At 48.8% G+C, this 17,484-nt stretch carries 13 protein-coding genes; 6 read left to right on the forward strand and 7 right to left on the reverse strand.

From position 1 onward, the window contains the following. Positions 1–244: 244 nt before the first annotated feature. Both AC2VDX_RS06895 and AC2VDX_RS06900 read right to left on the reverse strand, forming a co-directional pair. Positions 245–5,059 (reverse strand): ATP-binding protein, encoded by a 4,815-nt coding sequence (locus AC2VDX_RS06895; RefSeq protein WP_378177914.1) that lies wholly within the window; start codon positions 5,057–5,059, stop codon positions 245–247. Between the two features lie 51 nt (positions 5,060–5,110). Continuing rightward, positions 5,111–5,260: a response regulator gene (locus AC2VDX_RS06900; protein WP_378177911.1), complete on the reverse strand. Its 150-nt coding sequence runs from the start codon at positions 5,258–5,260 to the stop codon at positions 5,111–5,113. A gap of 188 nt (positions 5,261–5,448) precedes the next feature. Between AC2VDX_RS06900 and AC2VDX_RS06905 the strand changes: the two genes are divergently transcribed. Continuing rightward, positions 5,449–6,135 carry a ComF family protein gene (locus AC2VDX_RS06905; protein WP_378177908.1) on the forward strand — a complete coding sequence of 229 codons (687 nt, stop codon included), beginning with the start codon at positions 5,449–5,451 and terminating at the stop codon, positions 6,133–6,135. Between the two features lie 261 nt (positions 6,136–6,396). Here the strand turns inward: AC2VDX_RS06905 and AC2VDX_RS06910 are convergent, their stop codons facing one another. Next, positions 6,397–6,765: an EamA family transporter gene (locus tag AC2VDX_RS06910; protein WP_378177905.1), complete on the reverse strand. Its 369-nt coding sequence runs from the start codon at positions 6,763–6,765 to the stop codon at positions 6,397–6,399. Between the two features lie 116 nt (positions 6,766–6,881). On the opposite strand from AC2VDX_RS06910, the gene AC2VDX_RS06915 reads away from it, so the two are divergent. Then, entirely contained in the window at positions 6,882–7,568 is a 687-nt protein-coding gene (locus AC2VDX_RS06915) for a Mo-dependent nitrogenase C-terminal domain-containing protein (RefSeq protein ID WP_378177902.1), read from the forward strand. A gap of 103 nt (positions 7,569–7,671) precedes the next feature. After that, a complete protein-coding gene (gene obgE / locus AC2VDX_RS06920; RefSeq protein ID WP_378177899.1) occupies positions 7,672–8,691 on the forward strand; it encodes a GTPase ObgE in 1,020 nt (339 codons plus the stop codon). A 175-nt stretch (positions 8,692–8,866) separates the two neighbouring features. Here the strand turns inward: obgE and AC2VDX_RS06925 are convergent, their stop codons facing one another. The 4 genes from AC2VDX_RS06925 to AC2VDX_RS06940 form a co-directional block, all read right to left on the reverse strand. After that, positions 8,867–9,661 carry a class I SAM-dependent methyltransferase gene (locus AC2VDX_RS06925; RefSeq protein ID WP_378177896.1) on the reverse strand — a complete coding sequence of 265 codons (795 nt, stop codon included), beginning with the start codon at positions 9,659–9,661 and terminating at the stop codon, positions 8,867–8,869. 94 nt (positions 9,662–9,755) lie between these two features. After that, positions 9,756–11,366, reverse strand: a complete 1,611-nt coding sequence (locus tag AC2VDX_RS06930) for a 2-isopropylmalate synthase (protein ID WP_378177893.1) — start codon at positions 11,364–11,366, stop codon at positions 9,756–9,758. Between the two features lie 96 nt (positions 11,367–11,462). After that, a complete protein-coding gene (gene labA, locus AC2VDX_RS06935) occupies positions 11,463–11,984 on the reverse strand; it encodes a low amplitude/bright protein LabA (protein ID WP_378177890.1) in 522 nt (173 codons plus the stop codon). A gap of 314 nt (positions 11,985–12,298) precedes the next feature. Continuing rightward, a complete protein-coding gene (locus tag AC2VDX_RS06940) occupies positions 12,299–13,144 on the reverse strand; it encodes a sulfurtransferase (RefSeq protein ID WP_378177887.1) in 846 nt (281 codons plus the stop codon). Between the two features lie 468 nt (positions 13,145–13,612). Between AC2VDX_RS06940 and AC2VDX_RS06945 the strand changes: the two genes are divergently transcribed. The 3 genes from AC2VDX_RS06945 to glmU all read left to right on the forward strand — a co-directional run bounded on the left by AC2VDX_RS06945 (position 13,613) and on the right by glmU (position 17,483). After that, complete coding sequence (locus tag AC2VDX_RS06945; RefSeq protein ID WP_378177996.1) at positions 13,613–14,500, forward strand: tRNA (5-methylaminomethyl-2-thiouridine)(34)-methyltransferase MnmD; 888 nt, start codon at positions 13,613–13,615, stop codon at positions 14,498–14,500. A gap of 365 nt (positions 14,501–14,865) precedes the next feature. After that, entirely contained in the window at positions 14,866–15,906 is a 1,041-nt protein-coding gene (locus AC2VDX_RS06950; protein WP_378177884.1) for a response regulator, read from the forward strand. Positions 15,907–16,103: 197 nt separating this feature from the next. Beyond that, positions 16,104–17,483, forward strand: a complete 1,380-nt coding sequence (gene glmU / locus AC2VDX_RS06955; RefSeq protein WP_378177881.1) for a bifunctional UDP-N-acetylglucosamine diphosphorylase/glucosamine-1-phosphate N-acetyltransferase GlmU — start codon at positions 16,104–16,106, stop codon at positions 17,481–17,483. Position 17,484 lies beyond the last annotated feature (1 nt).

Genomic DNA, 17,484 nt, shown 5'->3' on the forward strand with positions numbered 1-17,484 from the left:
AGGACTGAGTGAAGAGGAAGAGGAATTTTTTCTTTCCTGATTCGCGTCTTCTACCTGACTCCTGACTCCTGACTCCTGACTTTTGACTCTTCACTCTTCACTCCTGACTCCTGACTCCTGACTCCTGACTCCTCAGTCCTCAGTCCTCAGTCCTCAGTCCTCTTCCCTCACTCCTGACTCCTGACTCCTGAGTCCTCAGTCCTCAGTCCTCAGTCCTCTTCCCTCACTCCTGACTCCTGACTCCTCAGTCCTCTTCCCTCACTCCTACTTGCATCCTCTCTACGAGGGGTAGCCGCACTGTAAAGGTGGCTCCGAGTCCTTCGCCTGGGCTTTCAGCGCCGACAGTGCCGCCATGCAGTTCTACAAGATAGCGGACAATGGCGAGTCCCAGTCCCAGTCCTCCGTGCGATCGCGTGGTTGTACTATCAGCCTGACGGAACAAGTCAAAGACATGGGGCAAAAAGTCAGGAGTAATGCCCGATCCAGTGTCGCTGATTTGGATTTCGGCATAATTGGACATGGGTGATAGGTGATGGGCGATCGGTAATTGGTGAGATTCTTCCCCATTCTTGATTGCCCATTCCCTATTCCCCATGACGATTGACAATCGCACCGTCACCCGTCCGCCGTCGTCGGTGAACTTGATGGCATTCGAGAGCAGGTTTGACATCACCTGCTGCAATCGGACGGGATCGCCTTGGACACGTCCGCAACAGGGGTCTAGCACTCTCTCTACTTGAATTTCCCGTGTCTGAGCTGTTGCCAGTACAGAATTGATGGAAGTTTGAATCACCGGCACTAGGTCAACTGAGAGGAGATTGAGGGGCAAGTTCCCCCGGATCATGCGCGAGACATCCAAAAGCGACTCAATTAGCTGCGTCTGCGCCTTAGCATTGCGCTCAATAGTTTCCAGCGCCTGCGCCGTCCTGGCTTCATCAAACTTGCGACTGCGGAGCAGCTGTGCCCAACCCAGGACGGCATTGATGGGAGTTCGCAGTTCGTGGGAGACAATCGCCAGGAACTGGTCTTTCATGCGATTGGCTTCTTGAGCTTCGCGGTAAAGTCGCGCATTGTCTACCGCCAGGGCAGCGCGGTGGGCGAGTTCAGAAGCCAAGGAGAGATCCGCCCGATTGTAGTGGCGACCTGATTCGGCAGTAATAAAGGCGATCGCTCCCAAGATTCGTCCACGGGCAATCAACGGTAAGCACATATAAGACTTGAAACCTGCCTTGCGGAGGATTTTTAAGTGTTCCGGAGCGCGGGCGATCGCGACGAGCAATTCGTCGGGAATCTCCGGAATGAGTTTTGCCTCACCCGTATGCAACACTTTCGCCAAACCACGCGGCACCTTGGGATCGAACGGGTAGCGACGCTCTACCTCCCATGCCAGCTCAACCTTTGAGGAGTCTGGGTGGGCAACCGCTCGGAGAGCGATCGAGCCATCTGGCTCAACTGTATGGACGGCGCACCAGTCGGCAAGGTGCGGCACCGCCAGATGCACGAGGCGTTCCAATGTAGCTTGATAATCCAGCGAGTCAGCCAGCACGACGCCAGCTTCCGAGAGGAATTGCCGTGACTCCTCAGCACGCTTGCGATCGTCAATGTCTGTGCAAGTCCCGAACCACTTGACGACCCAACCATTGCGATCGCGCAGCGGCAACCCCCGAACCAGATGCCATCGGAAAACTCCGTCCGACGCTCTCTTAAAGCGGCATTCAGCTTCGTAAGTCTCACCCGTATCAATAGCATTGTTCCAGCCGTCTATCGATGAGAGCAAATCGTCTGGATGGAGCGTTGGCTGCCATCCCCAGCCTTGGGCTTGTTCCAGTGTCGTTCCCGTGTAGTCAAACCAGCGCTGGTTGTAGTAATCCACTGCCCCATCTGGCTGTGCCGTCCACACCATCTGCGGAATCGCTTCTGCTAGGGAGAGATAACGCTGCTGCGCCTCTTCAGCTTGGGCACGCGCTTCCTGTTCGCGGACGAGCTGGAGTCGTTCTTTCTCAGATTTCTTGCGGTTGGTGATGTCCTCAATCACATACGCAAATTTCGGATGCAAACTGGAAGCTCCCTCAATCGGGCAGACGCTAGCAGATAGCCACTTCTTACCCAAGTCAGTCTCGTGAGGGTATTCAAAGCGGATGGTGTCTTTTGTGCGTTGAGCCAACTGATATTGATGAATCCACAATCGCCGGTATTGCGGCGGGACTCCCAAACTGCTACTGAGTCGATTTTGCATCGCTTCGGGAGTTAACCCATAGAACTTTGCTGAGGTGGAGTTATCAGAAATATGCAGGATGTCATCTTCCACTAACTCGACAATCCCCATCATCAAAGAAGCGCTATCGAAGAAGCTGCGAAGGATGGATCTTTCCCATTTGAGTTCTTCCAGTGCTTGGTGGCGTTCGGTGATGTCCTGAACTAGAGCCACGAAGTAATCAATTGAGCCGTCAGTACCGCGCACGCAGCGAGTCGAGATGCTGGCGTGGATCGTTTGACTATCTTTGCGGATAAACCGCTTGTCCATTGAGTAGCCTTGAATTTCGCCTGCTAAAACCCGCCCGAATTGCTCTACATCGGCTGGCAAATCATCGGGATGAGTTAATTCATCCCAAGTCATTTGCCTCAGTTCTTGCCGGGAATAGCCAAAGATGTCGCACAATTTATCGTTGACTTCCAGCCAACCTTTGTCCGGCGAACTGATGGCGATTCCGACTAAAGGAAGTTCAAAGTAGCTGCGGAAGCGTTGTTCGCTCTTCCGCAGTTCTTGTTCGGCTTGTTGGGCAAGGGCGATTTGTTCGCTCTTCAGTTCATTAGCTGCTTTTAACTCGGCAGTTCTTTCCCGAACCCGGATTTCTAAATTTTGATGGGAAGACTGCAATTCGCGCTGGCGGGAGGCGAGTTCGGTGGCTAAGGTGGCGAGGTCTTGATCTTGAGTTCGCAACTCCTGCTGAAGAATCTCACGGGCGCGTTTCATGGCGATCGCATTGCCCACCCGTGCGCGTAGTTCCTCGATATGAAAGGGTTTCATCAGGTAATCCTGTACTCCCTCTCGTAACATCTGTACCTGTAGCTCGTCGTCAGCTTTAGCGGTGAGCAGAACAATTGGGATAATATCGAGTTCCCTGATGGCTCTAACTTGCCGCACTAGCTGGTCGCCGGTCATTTGAGGCATCATCACATCAGTGAGGATTAAGTCGGGACGCAGGGCGATCGCTTTATCCAATCCTTCCTGTCCATTCCGGGCGGTCACGACCCGATTCTCTGGTGCTAAGCTCTCGGTGATGAACTGATTCATTTCCGGATTGTCCTCAACTACCAGCACCAGTGGGGATTGAGAATTGGGAATTGCACATTGAGGATTTTGACAAGACTGGTCTGATTGAAAAATGGCTTTGGAGTGGTAATTAAATCCCGATTCTAAATCGTTGGGCTGATACCGCAGTTCTGCCATTACAGAAAGGGCAATTTCCTGGTAATTTGTGGATGTTTCGCTGTAGAGCGATGGCGTCGAACGGGAGTGAAGATTTGTCGGAGTCAGCTTGTCTGGAAGGTCTGTATGATCTGCCAAATGCGCGATCGCAATGGTATCCCCACCCACAGTCTGGAAAAGATCGCCATTCCTACCTGCTAAATCTGACAACCCTTCTGCATGGCTGTCAATCGGCACGGGCGAGCGACTAACGCCTGAGGGTGCTGCTTGCGGCATCCAGGTCGTGAAAACTGCCCCGCCTTTTGGAGCCTGGTTAACTTCTATGCAGCCGCCGTGCAATTCGACGAACTCCTTGACAATGGCTAGCCCTAGACCAGTACCGCCAAATCCTTGCTCTTGCACGAATTCTTCTTGGCGGTACGGCTCGAAAATGACTTCCCGGAGTTCCGGTGGCACGCCTGGGCCAGTATCTTCAATGGTGAGGGTGAAGGATGAAGACGAGAGGGAGTCAAGGGGGAAGATTTGCTCCTCTCGGTCCCTGGGTTTCTGCGACTGAGGGCTGACTTCCGAAAGGATGCAGCGGATACTACCTCCGATAGGCGTAAATTTGAAGGCGTTGGAAAGTAAGTTGAAGCAGATGCGCTGCCACTTATCCGGATCGACACTCGCCCTAAGGGATGGAGGAGTTTCGACAACGAAGGATATCTGACGGTCTTCTGCGAAGGTTTCAAAGTTGGCAGCAATGAGCCGCACCAGCTCAGCCACGTCACTGAGTGCGTAGTTCACTTCCATTTTGCCTGCCTCCAGCTTGGAGACATCCAGCAAATCGTTGACTCGCTTGAGCAGGATACGGGCGTTACGCTCCACCAATTCTATGTCGTGACGCTGCTCTTGGTTGGTCAGACTCTGGGCCAGCAGTTTCTCCGTTGGTCCCAAGATCAATGCGAGTGGCGTCCGCAGGTCGTGGCTAACGTTGGCAAAAAATTGGGTTTTTAATTGGTCGAGTTCCTTGAGCTTTTGGTAGAGCGTTTCTAACTCAACGTTTGCCGTTTCTAGTTGCAGTTTACGCTCTTCAGAGGTCTTTGCAGAGGCAATCAGCGTCAGGACTTGAGGAACTAATGGCGGTAGTGCCAAGGCTGTCGTCACAGAAGCGATCGCTGTAATTAATTTAATCGTTCCCGATAGCCAATAAACGGGCATCCACAGTGTCCACACTTCTATAAAATGGGTGGCACTACAGGCAATAATGAAGACTCCAAAGGCTATAAATACCGAATGAAAGGGAATGTCTCGACGAGCTTTGTGGACTAAATAAACTAGCGTGACTGAAATCGAAACATAAGCCAATCCGATCAACGTATCTGTGGCAACATGAAGTGACACCAGCCCTGGTTTCCACAAGTAACAATGTCCGTGCGGGATAAAACCATTCGCGGCGAAAAGATTATTTAATAATTCAGGCCATAGCCACAGCCCTAGCAAAGTACAAATAGATACTGCCAGCCCGTAGCCGAGATCGGCCCAAGGTATGATGTGCATAAATTGATTTTTCCCTCCTGATACTATTTTGAGGGTTAAATCCCGACTTGTGGGATCGCGCCGCTCTAGTTCTTTGAGCCAATTGGACAAGCAGTGCGTCGTCTAGCACAGATGCTGGCGCGATAGCGAAGCGCTGACTTGTCAGTTCGCCTGCTGGCTATCTGCCTGACTGGCATACGCGGTGAGTGCTAGTGCTGGCAGCCGTCTCACTCTTTGTGTCGAATGGTTCCTGACTTTGGCAATCAGCGAATAGCCATCCTCCACCGGCATTCCGATGTCTTTTTCTGACATGATTAGAGTCAGCCATTATCCTGGAACTTTAGCTAATTTTTCGGTGTAATTCGGTGTGGAAAAAAACTCTGATTCTTAAAGTTAGATTCCTTAATTTTTCACAAAATTAAGCTGGGCGTCACTGGCGCGATCGCTCAAAAACCTATTCGTATTTTAAAGAAATCTCCCCCAAGGAGGAGGTACTGAAGATGAGGCATTGGAGTCGGACGGTAAAAGGTTTGCTAAATCTATTTTTGAAGTCCAACTGCCCACTGTGCCAGCGCCCGACTTCTAGAGAATTTTGTGAAGACTGTCAGCGGCAACTGCAACGCTGTCAGATTTCCAATCCTAACCAATTTTGGCAAGGGCAACTACCAGTATTTGCTTGGGGCGGATATGAAGGGGCAATCAAGAGAGCGATCGCTGCCCTAAAATATGAAAACCATCCCCAACTGGCTCGTCCGTTAGGTCATTGGCTTGCTCAAGCATGGCTGAATTCTTCGGTATCCGCTGAGAGCAAATTAACCGTAGTGCCCATCCCTATGCACCCCTCCAAGCTAAGTCAGCGAGGCTACAATCAGGCAGATTTATTAGCTCAAAGCTTTTGCAATTTTACCGGCTACCCAATGCGATCGCTGGGTTTGGAACGGGTACGGGCGACGGAGGCTCAGTTTAGCTTATCTGGCACCGAGCGAGAAAAAAACTTAGCTGGAGCTTTCTCACTAGGAAAAGAATTCCTTCGTAGCCGTCCATCTACATCAGTGCTGTTATTAGATGACATTTATACCACGGGAGCGACGGCTCAATCTGCTGCTCAAACGCTTGCCCAGCATGGCATTCAAGTCTATGGTTTGGTTGCAGTCGCCACTCCTAAAAGGATGAAAGATGAGAGATGATGGTTGCTACTATAGCGGTTCTCACTTTTATACGGTACAGTGCATGACCTCTGGAGGAGGAATCGGATAGAGGCTTTGAAATTAGCCCCCTTCCCAAGTAGGGAAGGGGCTTCAAGGGTTAGGTCTGACTGTACTAAACTCAACCCTTGAAGGCCTATAACCAATTACCAATTACTAATTACTGCCATGTGCAAGTTTGTGTATTTTTCCCCCGATAAATTGGGGGCTAAGAAAAAGTGGCACATGGCGTAATCACTAAATTTAATTTTTCCAAATCACCAACACCACGCCGCTGACAATCAGACCCAAACCTACCACACGGCTCAAGGGAATCGCTTCTCGGAAAATAAAATAACCCAGCAGCACAGAGAATACATAAGTCAGACTCACCGCAGGACCAGCGATGCTGAGATTCACCCGCGTCAGTAGCAAGATGTAAACAAACGCCCCTAAACCATAGCAAGCCAGACCCGCTAGAAGTTCTGGTGTACTGAGAATGCTTAAAAGATGACTGTTCCAATTAACTGCATTGACTCTGCCTAACTTCAAAGCTCCAGCTTTGAGCAAAAATTGCCCTGCAACGCTCGCTAGGATCGAAATCAGGAATAATCCAAATTCTGGTGAATTCACAGAAATATCAATAAAGTGAGGAGATCCGTCTCTAAGTTTACAGCCATCCGAGGCAGAGCCAGAGCTAGAATCGACTCAAAGCGATCGCAACGTAAATTCAAGCAAATCAGAGTGTTATGACGAGCGTACTTAAATCTCCCTACACCAGCGAGCAAATGGCGGTTTGGATACGCGGCTTGCTAATGGTTGCCTGGGCAGACGGCAATTTTGACGCCGAAGAACAAAAATTAATTTCATCGCTGACTCAGAACGAAGTAGCGCCCAAAACAGATTTGGGATCGCTCGAACCGATTACTGCCGATGAATTAGCAGCGGCTTTTAAGCAAGACGCCAGAGGCGCAGAAGATTTCCTGCGTACCGCTGTTATGGTGGCAGTAGCAGATGGCGTTTATTCCTCCAGCGAAGATGAATTGCTATTCCAATTTTGTCAGGCATTGGGACAGCAGCCAAAGGCGCTTTTATTGCTGCGGCAAACGCTTATTCCTACCCCAGAAAGCGAGATTTCTTCTGACTCGGATAAAGGAGTAGCGGCTCGCATTCGGCAGCGGGATGTGCTGCGACCAGTACGGGTATGGCTAGATGGGTTAGAAATTCACGATCCGCGATTAGCAAGATTCTTGTGCAAAATGATTCCTTCCCAGTGCCCGTTTGAGCGCGATGTCAAGCTATTTGGTCACAAAATTGTCCACATCCCACCGCTATGTAAGCTCAATCCCATCTACGAGCAATTAGTGGGTTTGCGCTTCCGAGCTTTGTCCTATTTGGCGGATGATTGTGGTGAAGATGTGTCACCGTATTGTTAATGGAAGACTGGCTAATGGCTAATGGTTCATGATTCATGGTTCATGGTTCATGGCATCCCGGAGCAAACTATCAGTAACAATTAGCAATTAGCAAAGGAAATTTATGCAATTTATCGATCAGGTAGAAGTTGAAGTTGAGGCTGGGAAAGGCGGCGATGGAATTGTCGCTTTTCGACGGGAAAAATATGTGCCAGCTGGGGGACCATCCGGGGGAAATGGCGGTCGCGGTGGTTCGCTGATTCTAGAGGTGGTTGAGAATTTGCAAACCTTGCTGGACTTCAAGTATACCCATCGTTTCAAGGCTGAAGATGGTTCGCGCGGAGGGCCAAATAATCGCACGGGTGCAGCGGGGCGCGATCGCGTGATTCATATTCCCCGTGGCACGATGGTTTATGATGCCGAAACGGATGAGTTGTTGGGCGATTTGGTCGAGACAGGGCAAACTTTCTGTGTGGCTCAGGGTGGCAAGGGAGGGCTGGGAAATCAGCACTTCCTGAGCAACCGGAATCGAGCGCCGGATTATGCTTTAGACGGGTTGCCAGGTGAAAAACGGCAGTTGCGTTTGGAATTGAAGCTCTTAGCTGAGGTGGGGATTATTGGTTTACCCAATGCCGGTAAGTCTACGCTGATTTCGGCGATTTCAGCGGCACGACCGAAGGTAGCAGATTATCCTTTTACAACGTTGGTGCCGAATTTGGGTGTGGTACGCAAACCCAGCGGCGACGGCACTGTATTTGCTGATATTCCTGGTTTAATTGAGGGTGCCCATACGGGTGCCGGGTTGGGACACGACTTTTTGCGTCATATCGAGCGCACCCGATTACTGCTGCACTTGATTGATGCGACCAGCGAAGATCCCATCGGCGCGTATCAAACCATACAGCAAGAGTTGCACTCTTACGGTCGGGGACTGGCAGATCGTCCGCAAATTGTGGCACTGAGCAAGGTGGATGCGATCGATCCAGATAATGATGTGGAAGCGATCGCGCAACAGCTTCGTCAGTTAAGTCATGCACCAGTTTTCCTGATTTCAGCAGTTGCTCGGATTGGACTAGACCCAATGTTACAGGAAGTTTGGCAAACCCTCGCTCAACTGGATGAACTAGCAACCATTAATAATTAGAAAGTAAAAATGTCCGACGACTCGCATTCGCGGCTAAACAAACAAAGCCTGCCGAAGGCAGGCTTTGTTTGTTTAGCCCCAGGCTAGAAGCCTGTGGGCGTATATTTGCTGTCATCGGGATGCTCCCCCTACAAGATTAATTAATCCCACCTTTCGTTTACCTTAGAAGTGCAGATCATTTCGTTGCGACTACAGCAAGATTCCAGGCAAAACGCTTCATTAAAGGAATCTTTTTCAAACCTGCATCCATCTTCTCTAACCGTTGATAATTAGGTGCTAATCTTTCATGTTCAATAATAATTTTCTTCCAGTAACGCTCCTGATTTGGATCGATTTTTTCAATCAAATAGAAGCGTAAAAAAATCCACAGCGTCGCCAACCAAAACGTATCGTAAGACGTTTCTGAAAACTGGGATTTTACAAAATTTACAATATTAATATCCAGCGGCGTTTCATCTTCAGTTCGCACTTTCGTAGCAATCCGCCGGTACACATTAATGACTGGATTGTGTTTCAGGGGGTCCCAAAAACAAGCTTTTCCACCTGGTTTAAGAACCCGGTGCATTTCCCGAATTGCGAGTTTCGGGTTTGGCAAATGGTGCAACAAATTCGAGGCGTAGACGATATCGAAGCTATTATCAGGACAGTCGAGAGCGATCGCATTCATGGTTCGCCCCTCAATCTCGACGCCGTTCCTCACTGCCAGTTGCAGCGCTACTTCCACCATGCCAGGAGAGTAGTCAGATGCCACGCACAGCGCCCCTTTTTTGGCAAAGTAAACGCTATTTTCTCCAGCACCACACCCTAAATCGAGAAGCCTTTTGCCTCTGATATCTCCCAGTTTTCTGAGGATGAAACGGTTTTCAGGGGCAGTACAAGCTTCAAAATAATCTTTAACTTTGATTCCATCTACATCAATGGTGGATGCCCATTGATCGTGGAATTTTTTCTCTTTGTCAAAAATATCCATGATTAAGAATTAAACGCTCTCGGTACGCAAAGGTAAGCACTCTCGGTACGCAAAGGATAATCTCACTTTGCGTACCTCTGTTGCTGTTTGCGTTTTATACTTTTTGAGAAATTACGGCTGAGCGCGTCTCTTCTTTTTCCAAGGCAGCATACAACCGATTCAGGGCGTTGACATAGGCTTGGGCGGAGGCGACGATGATATCGGTGTTGGCAGCATGACCGGAGAATACTCGATCGTGGTGCCGTAGGCGAATCGTGACTTCTCCGATGGCGTCAATTCCAGCGGTTACAGATTGAACGGAAAATTCAATCAGTTGGTTGGGGACGTTGACGACGCGATTGATTGCTTTATAAACGGCATCTACGGGTCCCGTACCAATAGCGGCGTCTGTGAGTTCAACTCCGGCAGGAGTGCGAAGTGTTACGGTTGCGGTAGGCTGGGAGTTGCTACCGCAAGATACTTGCACCAATTCTAAGCGGAAAAGTTCTGGGGCTTGTTGGATTTCATCGTTAGCGATCGCTTCCAAATCCCAATCGGTGATTTCTTTCTTTTTATCCGCTAAGTCTTTGAACTTCAGAAAGGCTTTATTTAACTCGCTTTCTGATAGTTCAAATCCCAATTCTTTCAGTCGAGCGCTAAAGGCATGGCGACCGGAATGTTTGCCCAGTACAATCTGATTATCGGTTAAGCCGATAGATTGGGCATCCATTATTTCGTAGGTGAGCTTGTTTTTCAGCACCCCATCTTGGTGAATGCCAGACTCGTGTGCAAAGGCATTTGCGCCCACAATTGCTTTATTTGGCTGCACCAACATCCCTGTTAAGTTAGAAACTAACCGGGATGTTTTGTAAATCTGCTTTGTATCAATATTCGTGAGGGGTTCTTCTGAGTCTGCTGGGCGTCCTAAAAATGGATTGTAATACTGACGCCGGACGTGGAGTGCCATCACCAATTCTTCCAGCGACGCATTCCCCGCTCTTTCGCCAATGCCGTTGATGGTGCATTCTAGCTGTAGTGCGCCATTTTTCACGGCTTCCAAGAAGTTGGCAACCGCCAAGCCTAAGTCATTATGACCGTGTACGGAAATGATTGCTTGGTCAATATTCGGCACGTTCTCTTTAATTCCCTTAATTAAGTCACCAAACTCACTGGGAGTCATGTAACCAACTGTATCGGGAATATTGACGGTTTTGGCACCCGCTGCAATCGTCCGCTCTAAAACTTGGTAGAGGAAATCTGGATCGGAGCGAGCGGCATCCATTGGGGAGAATTCTACATCATCCATGAAGGATTTAGCGTAGGCGACCATTTCTTCTGCGATCGCTAACACTTCAGCCCTTGTCTTTCTTAGCTGATATTCTAAGTGAATATCAGATGTCGATATAAATGTGTGAATCCTACCCTTTACCGCCGGTTTTAGCGATTCTGCGGCGGCTTCAATATCTGCTTTGATCGCTCTTGCCAAACTACAGATAACGGGACCCTCTTGTGTCCCTACTGTCTTCGCAATTTTCTGAATTGCCTCGAAATCTCCTGGGCTAGCATAAGCGAAACCCGCTTCAATCACATCCACGCCCAAACGAGCCAATTGTCGCGCAATACTCAGCTTTTCGTCTACATTCAGAGTCGCGCCTGGACACTGTTCCCCATCTCGAAGGGTCGTATCGAAAATAATAATCCGGTCTTGGTTAGGTTGAACTTTCATAGGTCAAAAAAAACACATCTTTCAACTTTGATTCATTAGCCGTTAGTCATTAGTTCTTGCTAATTAGTTATAGCCAAAAAAACTAAGGTTTGAGGGCTAATATTCAGTTTTTTCAATAAATTCCCGAATTTCGTTCAGGTCTATGTAGCGGTCTGTTGCATTTCTCAGCTCTCTAGCTATCATTCCTTCAGTAGACACTACTGTAATATGTGTATTTTTAGAACGTAACAATTCGATGGCTCGTTCAAAATCCCCATCTCCACTGAATAAAATTACCCGGTCGTACTGCTCTACTGTATTAAACATATCGACAACAATTTCAATATCTAAGTTTGCCTTTTGCGAATAGCGCCCGGAAGTGTCATCGTAATATTCTTTAAGAATTTTCGTGCGGACGGTGTATCCCAGGCTAATTAGTGCGTCTCGAAATCCCCGCTGATCCTGTGGATCTTTTAGCCCGGTGTACCAGAAGGCATTGATCAGATTTGTATCTGGCTGTTCCTTTCTGAAGTACTCCAATACTCGTCTAGGATCGAAAAACCAACCATTTTTTTGTTGAGCGTAGAACATATTGTTCCCGTCTACAAAAATAGAAAGACGGTTCATTAAGCAAGCCATAGAAACTAAGACCTAAAATTTGTAGGAAAGAATTTAAGCGGAATGATTTATTCTAGCAATTTGTTACGAATAGTTATTCATAAGTACTTTAGTGCAATCCCAATTCTTTTTTATCTTTCCGTACCCAAACCACACTGGCATTCAGGGGGTTTTCAGGGCAAAATCGGCGATTAAAGTCTAAAAAGGGGAACAGCACTGATAAAGTCAAACATAACTTCTTCTTTAAACTCTACCTTAGTTGAGGACTCTGTTACTGTCCTAGTGGGCACTATCTTATAGTTAGGGCAAGCATTTAGGCACTGCCTTTATAGTATTTACAGGTAGGAACACCAATCACTCCAACTACCAGCATATAGCTTGCCAGTCTGAAGTCCGGCTATTTCCAAAGACAATAGATTAACGCAGGCGGTGACGCCAGAACCGCAGTAGACTAAAACCTCCTCAGCTTGTTCTAAGCCTACCCATCGTTCGCGTTGTTCCGTCATCGGTCGTAGGTAAGATTGGCTACTCGATACTTCCTGCCAAGAATAGTTTACGGCTCCGGGGATATGACCGGCGATCGGGTCAATGGGTTCTCGTTCGCCTCGATAGCGATCGCCTTCCCGCGAATCTACCAGTACCACCCCAGGCAAGTCTTTTCTGGCTTTGACGGTTTCAATATCTACCACCCAGTCTTGTCGCACCTGAGGCACAAACTTGCCCATCTGAGGCGTTGTACGGGTGTCTGTAACGGGATATTCCTCTCTCTGCCATCCCGAAAAGCCGCCGTCTAACAAAGCCACGCGATCGTGCCCCAGGTAGCGCAGCAGCCACCAGAGACGTGCAGCAAAGGCAAACCGGGAATCATCGTAGGCGACAACCAAGGTTTCCTGACAATTCACCCCAATCGCTGCTAACTTATTCGCTAACTCATCTGGATTGGGCAAGGGATGTCTTCCCCCATGCTGTCCTACGGGTGCAGAAAGGTCTTTGTTGAGATCCAGATAGTGGGCACCGGGAATGTGACTGGTGAGATACTGCTGGTGTCCCAATTCCGGATCGGCAAGGGAAAAGCGACAATCCACTACTACAACTTGCAAAAGCTCCGCAAGAGCCGCTGCGCTAACGTTCAGGTGTTCGGAAAGCCACTGGGCGGAAACGACAAAAGGGGTATCGGTCATTGACTTGACTCTCTGCAATCAAAAACAGTGTACAAGTCTTCAGGGAGCGATCGCATCTGTAGTTGCCGATACCGAGTGGGGCAGTATGCTCAATTTACTCTCCTTCCTGGCTAAAATATATCTTTTATGTAGTTAGACACACCTTCACTACCCTCCCCATTTTTTTTAATGAATTCATCTGTTATACCATTTTGTTTTTTGTTTGCAACGTATAAGACTTCTTAGCCCCCTTTTTAAGCCCTGTTGGGGAATCGTTTCTGTAGCGCCTCATCACCCAAATGGTATTACCCGCTCACAACAAGCATCAATTTTTCCAGAAAAACAGTATGACGATTTTTTCGGCTAAATTACGCAGGATTTCCAACAACTGGAAACGGCGCTCGGATAGAAAGTTAGAAAATTTACGCCCAATTAATCTATAAGGTAAATCTCTAAACTAGGAAACAAACTATGGGTTTTATCTGCCAAATGCAAGACATAGGTATCTTTACACCCCAACTAACCGCTGATGGCTCATTCACCTTCTTTTCAGAAGAGTTTGGCGAAACTTTTCATAGTCAGCAGGGTGCGAAGAAGGAAGCCGAACTTAAGTTTGTCGAACCCACTCAACTCAGGCAGAAAGCACAGCAACCAATATTACATTTGTTGGATATTTGTTACGGTCTTGGTTACAACACGGCAGCGGCTTTGGAAACAATTTGGGCAGTGAATCCGAATTGTCGGGTGGAGTGGGTGGGGCTAGAATTAGATGTAGCGGTGCCAAAAGCAGCGATCGCGCACCATCTCCTGAACCACTGGAGCCCAGAACACGCCCCAATTTTCCACCAGCTAGCCACTTCTGGCAAAGTTCAGACCGAACGCCTCAATGCTCAGCTAATCGTGGGAGATGCCAGAGCAACGATTCAGCAGGTATATCACTCAAACTTCCGGGCAGATGCGATTTTTCTCGATCCTTTTTCACCCCCCCGATGTCCGCAACTGTGGACGGTGGAGTTTCTTGGCTGGGTTGCCAAGTGCTTAAAACCCGATGGCAGACTTGCCACTTATTCTTGTGCGGCGGCGGTGCGGACTGCCCTGATGGCAGCAGGGTTACAAATTGGCGCAACAGTACCCGTGGGAAGGCGATCGCCTGGAACGGTCGCCAGTTTCACAACCCTAGATTTAGCGGCACTTTCAGTACAAGAACAAGAGCATTTGCATTCGCAAGCTGCCATTCCCTACCGCGATCCTCATCTGTGTGACCCCGCTGATGCGATCTTGCAGCGTCGTCAAATCGATCGACAAGCCAGTGCTTTAGAGCCAACCTCTCATTGGAAAAAGCGTTGGTTATTTCCATCCCGGCTCGGAATTCAATAGCTCCACAAGAATCGTGCTTTAGAGGAAACCTCTGCTTGCAAACAGTGCTGGCTATTTCAGTCCCCGATTGGGATTCAATGCGATCGCCCACTTTGTCGGCTTCCAAACTGCGGTGTATAATCGTAGCATTCTTTGCAACCGCTCAAGTGAAATATTATTAACTTTTTAGAAGGGCTTGACAGACCCCGGACATCCAGAAAATCCCTAAAATTTTGTAGGCGATCGGAAGATTAAATCTACACTTTCATGTTTGAAGAGTGAAGCTGCAATCAAGATTTCGCATGGGTACTGTGAATATCCGTGAAAAACCCGATTTCAGGATTAAGCTATTCGCTCATACTAAAAACAAATTTATGTTGTAAATCATGCTCAATTTATCAACCGCTGCTTCTCAAACAAGGTTTTCTTCAGTGAACTTTCTAGATTCGGAGTTGCCCAAAATTCTGGTTGTTGACGATCATCCCTCCAGCCGCATGACGGCGGTAGCACTGCTGTCGGTGGAAGGCTACGAAGTTTTGGAGGCAGAAAGTGGGCCAGATGCATTGAAGCGTGTGGTCGAGTGCAACCCAGATTTAATTCTACTGGATGTAATGATGCCGGGGATGGATGGGTTTGAGGTGTGTCGGAAGTTAAAACAAGACGAACAAACCCGCCTGACCCCGGTAGTTTTCATCACGGCGCTAAATGACAGGCGATCGCGCATTCTGGGCATTGAAGCGGGTGGAGATGATTTTCTGACCAAACCCTTCGATCGCTTAGAACTCTCTGCCAGAGTCCGATCTCTCGTCCAGCAAAAGCGCTTGAATGAAGACCTGGATCACGCCGAACAAGTCCTGTTCTCGATCGCCCGCAGCGTCGAAAGCCGCGATCCCGTGACTGGCGATCACTGCGGACGACTGGTGGACATGGGTAAAGCCTTTGGTGAATTTCTGAATCTTTCTCGCAACCAAGTTCGGGATTTGATGTGGGGAGGTTATCTCCATGACATTGGTAAAGTGGGCATTCCCGACGCCGTGCTGCTCAAGACAGGGAAACTCAACGACGAAGAATGGGTAATTATGAAGCAGCACGTCGTGATTGGTGAGAGAATTTGTAAGCCACTGCGAACCATGCGGGGCGTCATTCCAATTATTCGCCATCACCACGAACGCTGGGATGGAACGGGTTATCCCGATGGTTTGGCTAAAGAGGAGATTCCCTATCTGGCGCAGGTTTTTCAAATTATTGATATCTATGATGCCCTGAGAAGCGAACGTCCCTACAAACGGGCGTTTACATCGACAGAAGCCTTAGAAATTTTTGCAGAAGAAACGGCAAAAGGTTGGAGAAATCCTCAATTAGTAGAGAAGTTTACTGAGTTTATTCAATCGGCTCACCTCGCTGAGGCGCTGCCAGAAGCCGTGTAGGGGCGAACCGACTTGTCGGCGCGCGCGCGAACTGACTTTTTCTGCGCTTCGCTATCACCTTGACTCAAAAATTAGTCGGATGCTGGCGTCGGCTGATTGTGCCAATGTTTCACCCAGAAAGAACCACGAACGCTCTTTCCGGGTTCAAGCTTCAACCTTTATTCTTGTAGCTGGTCTGATAACGCGAAAAGCTGAATATGGTAGCAGTAGCAATTCTTGCAGCAGGACGTGGAACGCGGATGAAATCGGATCTGCCCAAGGTCTTACATTCCTTGGGAGGGCGATCGCTTGTCGAACGGGTTCTCCATAGTCTGTCTGAAGTCGAACCATCGCGGTGCCTCGTCATCGTTGGGTATCAAGGCGATCGCATCCAAGACGCCTTGGTAGAGGTGATCGATCGATTGCCCCCACTTCCCGATTTGGAGTTTGTCGAACAAACCCAGCAGTTGGGCACGGGTCATGCCGTCCAGCAATTACTCCCCCATTTAGAAGGCTTCACCGGCGATTTGCTGGTTTTAAATGGGGATGTTCCTTTGTTGCGATCGCAAACCCTCAAAAATCTGCTGGAAACTCACCAAGAGCATCAGAACGCCGCCACCCTTCTCACCGCCCAAATGCCAAATCCCAAAGGCTATGGGCGGGTTTTTTGTAATGGTCAAAATCTAGTTAAAGAGATTGTAGAAGACCGGGACTGCACGCCTGCTCAAAAGCAAAATCGCCGGATTAACGCCGGTGTTTACTGCTTCAATTGGCCGCAACTGGAAAAAGTATTGCCGCAACTGGTGGCGAACAATGACCAGCAGGAATACTATCTGACCGATGCGGTTAAATTCATGGAGCCGGTGATGGCTGTGGATGTGGAGGATTACCAGGAAATTCTGGGAATTAACGACCGCAAACAACTTAGCCATGCTTACGAGATTTTACAAGAGCGAGTCAAGGATGCTTGGATGGCGGCAGGTGTGACTCTAGTCAGTCCAGACACGATCGCAATTGATGATACGGTACAGTTGCAACCGGATGTCACGATCGAACCGCAAACTCATCTGCGGGGAAATACCGCGATCGCGTCCGGGAGTCGCATTGGCCCTGGTAGCTTGATTGAAAATAGCCAGATTGGGGAAAATGTGACGGTGCTTTATTCCGTGGTGACTGACAGTGTGGTTAAAAATGGCACCCGGATTGGTCCCTACGCCCATTTGCGCGGTCATGTAGAAGTCGGGGAATCTTGCCGCATCGGAAATTTTGTGGAACTGAAAAATAGCACCTTGGGCGATCGCACTAATGCTGCCCATCTGTCCTATTTAGGCGATGCCACTTTAGGGAATCAAGTGAACATTGGGGCGGGTACAATTACTGCCAATTATGACGGCGTGAAGAAGCATCGTACCAAAATAGGCGATCGCACGAAAACCGGCTCCAACAGCGTTCTGGTTGCGCCGGTGACACTGGGAGAAGACGTAACGGTTGCCGCCGGTTCTGTGGTCACAAGAGACGTTCCAGATGATTCTTTGGTGATTGCCCGTGCCCGTCAAATTGTCAGAAAGGGCTGGCGGTTAAAACCCCAGCAGGAGTAAA

It is taken from the genome of Coleofasciculus sp. H7-1 (genome assembly GCF_057473865.1).

Coding starts and splice junctions, on each gene's coding strand:
- AC2VDX_RS06925 (WP_378177896.1), bottom strand. CDS start 9,661: ATGGATATTTTTGACAAAGAGAAAAAATTCCACGATCAATGGGCATCC.
- AC2VDX_RS06945 (WP_378177996.1), top strand. CDS start 13,613: ATGCAAGACATAGGTATCTTTACACCCCAACTAACCGCTGATGGCTCA.
- AC2VDX_RS06915 (WP_378177902.1), top strand. CDS start 6,882: ATGACGAGCGTACTTAAATCTCCCTACACCAGCGAGCAAATGGCGGTT.
- AC2VDX_RS06905 (WP_378177908.1), top strand. CDS start 5,449: ATGAGGCATTGGAGTCGGACGGTAAAAGGTTTGCTAAATCTATTTTTG.
- glmU (WP_378177881.1), top strand. CDS start 16,104: ATGGTAGCAGTAGCAATTCTTGCAGCAGGACGTGGAACGCGGATGAAA.
- AC2VDX_RS06940 (WP_378177887.1), bottom strand. CDS start 13,144: ATGACCGATACCCCTTTTGTCGTTTCCGCCCAGTGGCTTTCCGAACAC.
- AC2VDX_RS06950 (WP_378177884.1), top strand. CDS start 14,866: ATGCTCAATTTATCAACCGCTGCTTCTCAAACAAGGTTTTCTTCAGTG.
- AC2VDX_RS06900 (WP_378177911.1), bottom strand. CDS start 5,260: ATGTCAGAAAAAGACATCGGAATGCCGGTGGAGGATGGCTATTCGCTG.
- labA (WP_378177890.1), bottom strand. CDS start 11,984: ATGGCTTGCTTAATGAACCGTCTTTCTATTTTTGTAGACGGGAACAAT.
- AC2VDX_RS06930 (WP_378177893.1), bottom strand. CDS start 11,366: ATGAAAGTTCAACCTAACCAAGACCGGATTATTATTTTCGATACGACC.
- obgE (WP_378177899.1), top strand. CDS start 7,672: ATGCAATTTATCGATCAGGTAGAAGTTGAAGTTGAGGCTGGGAAAGGC.